Genomic DNA, 3,763 nt, shown 5'->3' with positions numbered 1-3,763 from the left:
TTAAGAGCGTGTCTAGGCGGTGCTATCAGCCGTAATCTTAACAACCGTAGCTTGATACAGTGATACGGTCTTGATGATGCGATGGGCGATGAAGTCGGCATGACTAATCACATCAAATCCAAGGAATGCACTAAAGTATTTGTGAGTATGCTAAAAAAATACTCATAAATGCTTTAGGGTGAGTGTTCCTTGAAATCAGCTCAAGGCTCCAAAATCAGCATCGGAACGTGCTTAGGCTATTTAGTGTTATATAGCCCACTAGGCTATATAACATAAGGGCTACAGAGAAAAATTTATAATATATATATATAAGAAATTAACCAAAAAAAAATAATAAATAAAAACCTAAAATAAAAAAAAGAGAGTCGCAATTCCAATCTACGACTCACAAGCCTAATGTGAAAAGATACTTATCTAAACTCTAAAAAATAACTTGATTATACTGAAAACGTATATACCACGTATATATAAAAAGCGCGAAAAAAATTAAATGGAATAAACTGTAATTATTCATTGATATTCATATATACCAAGTATATACTTATTATACACCACGTATATACGAGAATATCATGAAAATCAATAAAGATAAGCTATTTACCGCTAAAGTAGAAGAAAACCTACTTGATGCCTTCAAACATGCTTGTGAAAACCAAGATACTACTGCATCTCAAGCTGTTAGGGCGTTTATGCGAGAGTATGCTGCAAAATATGGACAAGCTGACCTGTTCCAAACATCAAAAAAAACCAAAGGAAGATAAAATGAGAGTTGAACATGGAACACGATTCTATGATGACACAGACGAGCGCTGTTTTTTTAACAAGATAGTTCTTGAAAGAGGGGGATATAATCCAACTCTAGGCAGGTGTGACGATGATCTGATCATCGGCTTTGTCCAGTGCTATGATGGTGCTACAGGCGAATATAAGCGTTACTGTGGACGTTTTAGCGAGAACGATCCAGCTGCAAGCATCGGTGAGATAATGCAAACTGGATCGAAATTCGATGACACTATGCAGGAATGGTTTAGGGCTGTTGAGCGCAGTAAAAATTCCGAGATTTAGAAACTTAAATTATTAGACGTTGTGAGAGCCTTGTAATCAGCTCTTACAGCGTCCTTATCTTTTTCTGCTACATACCCCTCATTATACAGTTTCCGCATCAACTGAGCGATTTGAGCGTCATTTTTAGCTCCTGCTTTTAGAGCTGCCCCCCATATCACTTTCTTCCTTGTGTCTAATTTTCTCGCGGCTGCTTTTTCAGCGTTCATAATTCGCTGGGTAGCAGCACGAGCCTTCACTAATTCATCTGCTTTTTTCTCAGCTCTTAACAATACAGAGAGCTTTTTATCATCATCATCTGAGCGCTCTTGTAGCTCTCCTAGTGCGATAATAAGTTTTTGAGTGTCATTAGGCTTCTTATAGGCTTTAAATCGCGTGACAAGCGAATTTAGATAGTCTGTGTCGATGTTAGCCATAATTCAATTACTCCTTATTTTTTAGGCTTCACATGATCCTAGCATTCTATGATAATATTTGTATAGCGATATGTTTTAACCTTATCTGAGGAAGATAAGGCACGCTTAGTAGTTTCTCATTATTCCCCTATCGGTACATAATAAGAAACTGCGTGTTAAGGGGGAAAATACCCCCTTAAAAACCCCAACCAGTCTATCGACTGGCAAAAAGAAAAGAGCAAAAAAATGGCAATCGGTCGATTAAGTGTTGGAGTAGGACCAAAAGGAAAAGCAGGACCTCACGCTATGTATATAGCGAGAGAAGGTAAGTATGCTAAGCATAACGACAAAATAGAAAAATTAGAGGCAACAGGTAGCGGCAATATGCCTGATTGGGCGCAAGCTGATCCGAATTTTTTTTGGAAAATGTCCGATGAACATGAACGTAAAAATGGTACTTCATATCGAGAGCATGTGATTGCCTTACCTCGTGAACTAACAGCAGAGCAAAGACATGAGCTAATCAAAGAATGGATTGAGCAAGAGATTGGAGAAAAACACGCCTATCAATACGCCATACATAACCCCCTAGCGATGGACGGAGGAGAGCAGCCACACGCGCATATTATGTTTAGCGAGCGCTTGATCGATGGTATAGATCGCGATCCCGATCAATATTTCAAGCGGCACAATAGCAAGAACCCAGAGAAGGGAGGCGCTAAGAAAGCTAATACCCCCAAGCTCGCAGATGAAAGAAAGTTAGAGTTAAAAGACCAACGCGACAGATGGGAAAAACTATGTAACTCTCATCTTGAGTTGGCTGGGTCAGACGCTAGAATAAGCATGAAAAGCCTTGCAGATCAAGGTATTGATAGAGACCCAGTGAACCTGTCAATGCAGCAAATTAAACGCGCAGATGTCGAAGAAATCTATACTGATCTACTCACCGCCACCGCAAAATTTAACAACGCTAAATTAGATGGCCAGGCTATTAATATTGTTGCTGAGTTATCAGCCATTAACGAGAAATACGAGAAATACCATGAACAAGCAGATAGAACAATTAACACAGCAAGTGACGCAATTAACTACTCTCAATCAATCATTGAGGATCGAGAACGAAGAATTATATGGTCAAGTAAAAAGCATCAACGTTATGAACAAAGAATCGAAAGTTCTACAAAAAGAATTAGCATCAGCGAACAACTCGTTACTAACACAAAACAAAGAGTTAATGACAGTAAACAGCTCATTACAAGTACAAGTGAACAGCTTGACCAAATCATTAGAGAGCTTGAAGAGCAAAGGCTAGCAGCGGAACGGAAACAACAAGAGCGTATAGCAGCGGAGAAGGCAGCACAGGAGCGATTAGCAGCGGAGAAGGCGGCACAGGAGCGATTAGCAGCGGAGAAGGCAGCTCAGGAGCGATTAGCAGCGGAGAAGGCAGCTCAGGAGCGATTAGCAGCTGATAGGGCAGCTATAGGTAAGCGCCCACCGTTCGAACTCGTGAATATTAGAATGGAATCAACCGTAATTAATAAATATAGTCGAAGAAAAGATAATGAGCTGTCGGGCAATGTGCCTATCGGCGAGATGATCAACCACCTACTTCAAGCTATGCGCGATGGGCATGAGGTGGTATTAGATGAAGGCGATAACAGCCACCTAGCAAACAATAAGACTGCTCAATCAATTAAAGAATTTATGCTCAAAAATTTAAGCGATAAGCAAGTGAGGTACGATTACGGAGATTTAGGGATTGAGAAATTCACTGATAAATACGCTCTCAGATGCGACATAAGTGACTTAAAAAGACTTAATGACATAAACCCACCTGAGCCAATGCACGAGCCGCAAAAACAGCCACAAAGGCAATCTCAGCCCGTAAAATCTACCCTGCGTAATGACGATTACGACCTTGGAATGTGATTTTTACAATTTTTAATAAATATTTTTTTATCCAACAGTACCCGTTACAAGAGAAAATTCTGCCACTTTACGCACAAAAAAACGCTCCGCACGGTTGAACGTGCGGAGCGTTTAGTATTACTATGTCGGTTAACGGTTACAGCGTGTATCAGCACACTGTAACGGACAAATAAGCATTCGCAGTGCGTTACTTGACCAGTACTAGAGTACCCGCTAATAGGGCTATTTTATTCATATCCTGCTCAAAACTCAACTCTCTGTTACGATTTATCATACATAAACCGTTTATTTCTCCGTTATAGCCTAGTGCTGCTCTCTCTGTATCTGTGTCCGCTAGATGGGTGGCAGGTCACGGTGACGACTGCGTCTAGCAAAAG

General features: G+C 40.4%; 4 protein-coding genes. 3 read left to right on the top strand and 1 reads right to left on the bottom strand.

Going from position 1 to position 3,763, the window contains the following annotated elements; all coding sequences use genetic code 11:
• Positions 1–572 precede the first annotated feature (572 nt).
• On the top strand, positions 573–761 hold the full coding sequence (locus tag H9653_RS12185) for a hypothetical protein (RefSeq protein ID WP_225211764.1): 189 nt from the start codon (positions 573–575) through the stop codon (positions 759–761).
• Position 762: 1 nt separating this feature from the next.
• Positions 763–1,065, top strand: a complete 303-nt coding sequence (locus tag H9653_RS12180) for a hypothetical protein (protein WP_191692565.1) — start codon at positions 763–765, stop codon at positions 1,063–1,065.
• Here H9653_RS12180 and H9653_RS12175 read toward each other — a convergent pair.
• Positions 1,062–1,478: a hypothetical protein gene (locus tag H9653_RS12175; protein ID WP_191692564.1), complete on the bottom strand. Its 417-nt coding sequence runs from the start codon at positions 1,476–1,478 to the stop codon at positions 1,062–1,064. The two genes, H9653_RS12180 and H9653_RS12175, sit on opposite strands and share 4 nt — an antisense overlap.
• A gap of 225 nt (positions 1,479–1,703) precedes the next feature.
• On the opposite strand from H9653_RS12175, the gene H9653_RS12575 reads away from it, so the two are divergent.
• A complete protein-coding gene (locus H9653_RS12575) occupies positions 1,704–3,386 on the top strand; it encodes a MobA/MobL family protein (RefSeq protein ID WP_225211763.1) in 1,683 nt (560 codons plus the stop codon).
• The last annotated feature ends 377 nt before the right edge of the window (positions 3,387–3,763 follow it).

Source organism: Psychrobacter communis (genome assembly GCF_014836505.1).
GTDB lineage: Bacteria > Pseudomonadota > Gammaproteobacteria > Pseudomonadales > Moraxellaceae > Psychrobacter > Psychrobacter faecalis.
The sequence above is the reverse complement of the archived record's forward strand: the minus strand, read 5'-3'. Positions and strand labels throughout refer to the sequence as shown.

Coding starts and splice junctions, on each gene's coding strand:
- H9653_RS12185 (WP_225211764.1), top strand. CDS start 573: ATGAAAATCAATAAAGATAAGCTATTTACCGCTAAAGTAGAAGAAAAC.
- H9653_RS12180 (WP_191692565.1), top strand. CDS start 763: ATGAGAGTTGAACATGGAACACGATTCTATGATGACACAGACGAGCGC.
- H9653_RS12175 (WP_191692564.1), bottom strand. CDS start 1,478: ATGGCTAACATCGACACAGACTATCTAAATTCGCTTGTCACGCGATTT.
- H9653_RS12575 (WP_225211763.1), top strand. CDS start 1,704: ATGGCAATCGGTCGATTAAGTGTTGGAGTAGGACCAAAAGGAAAAGCA.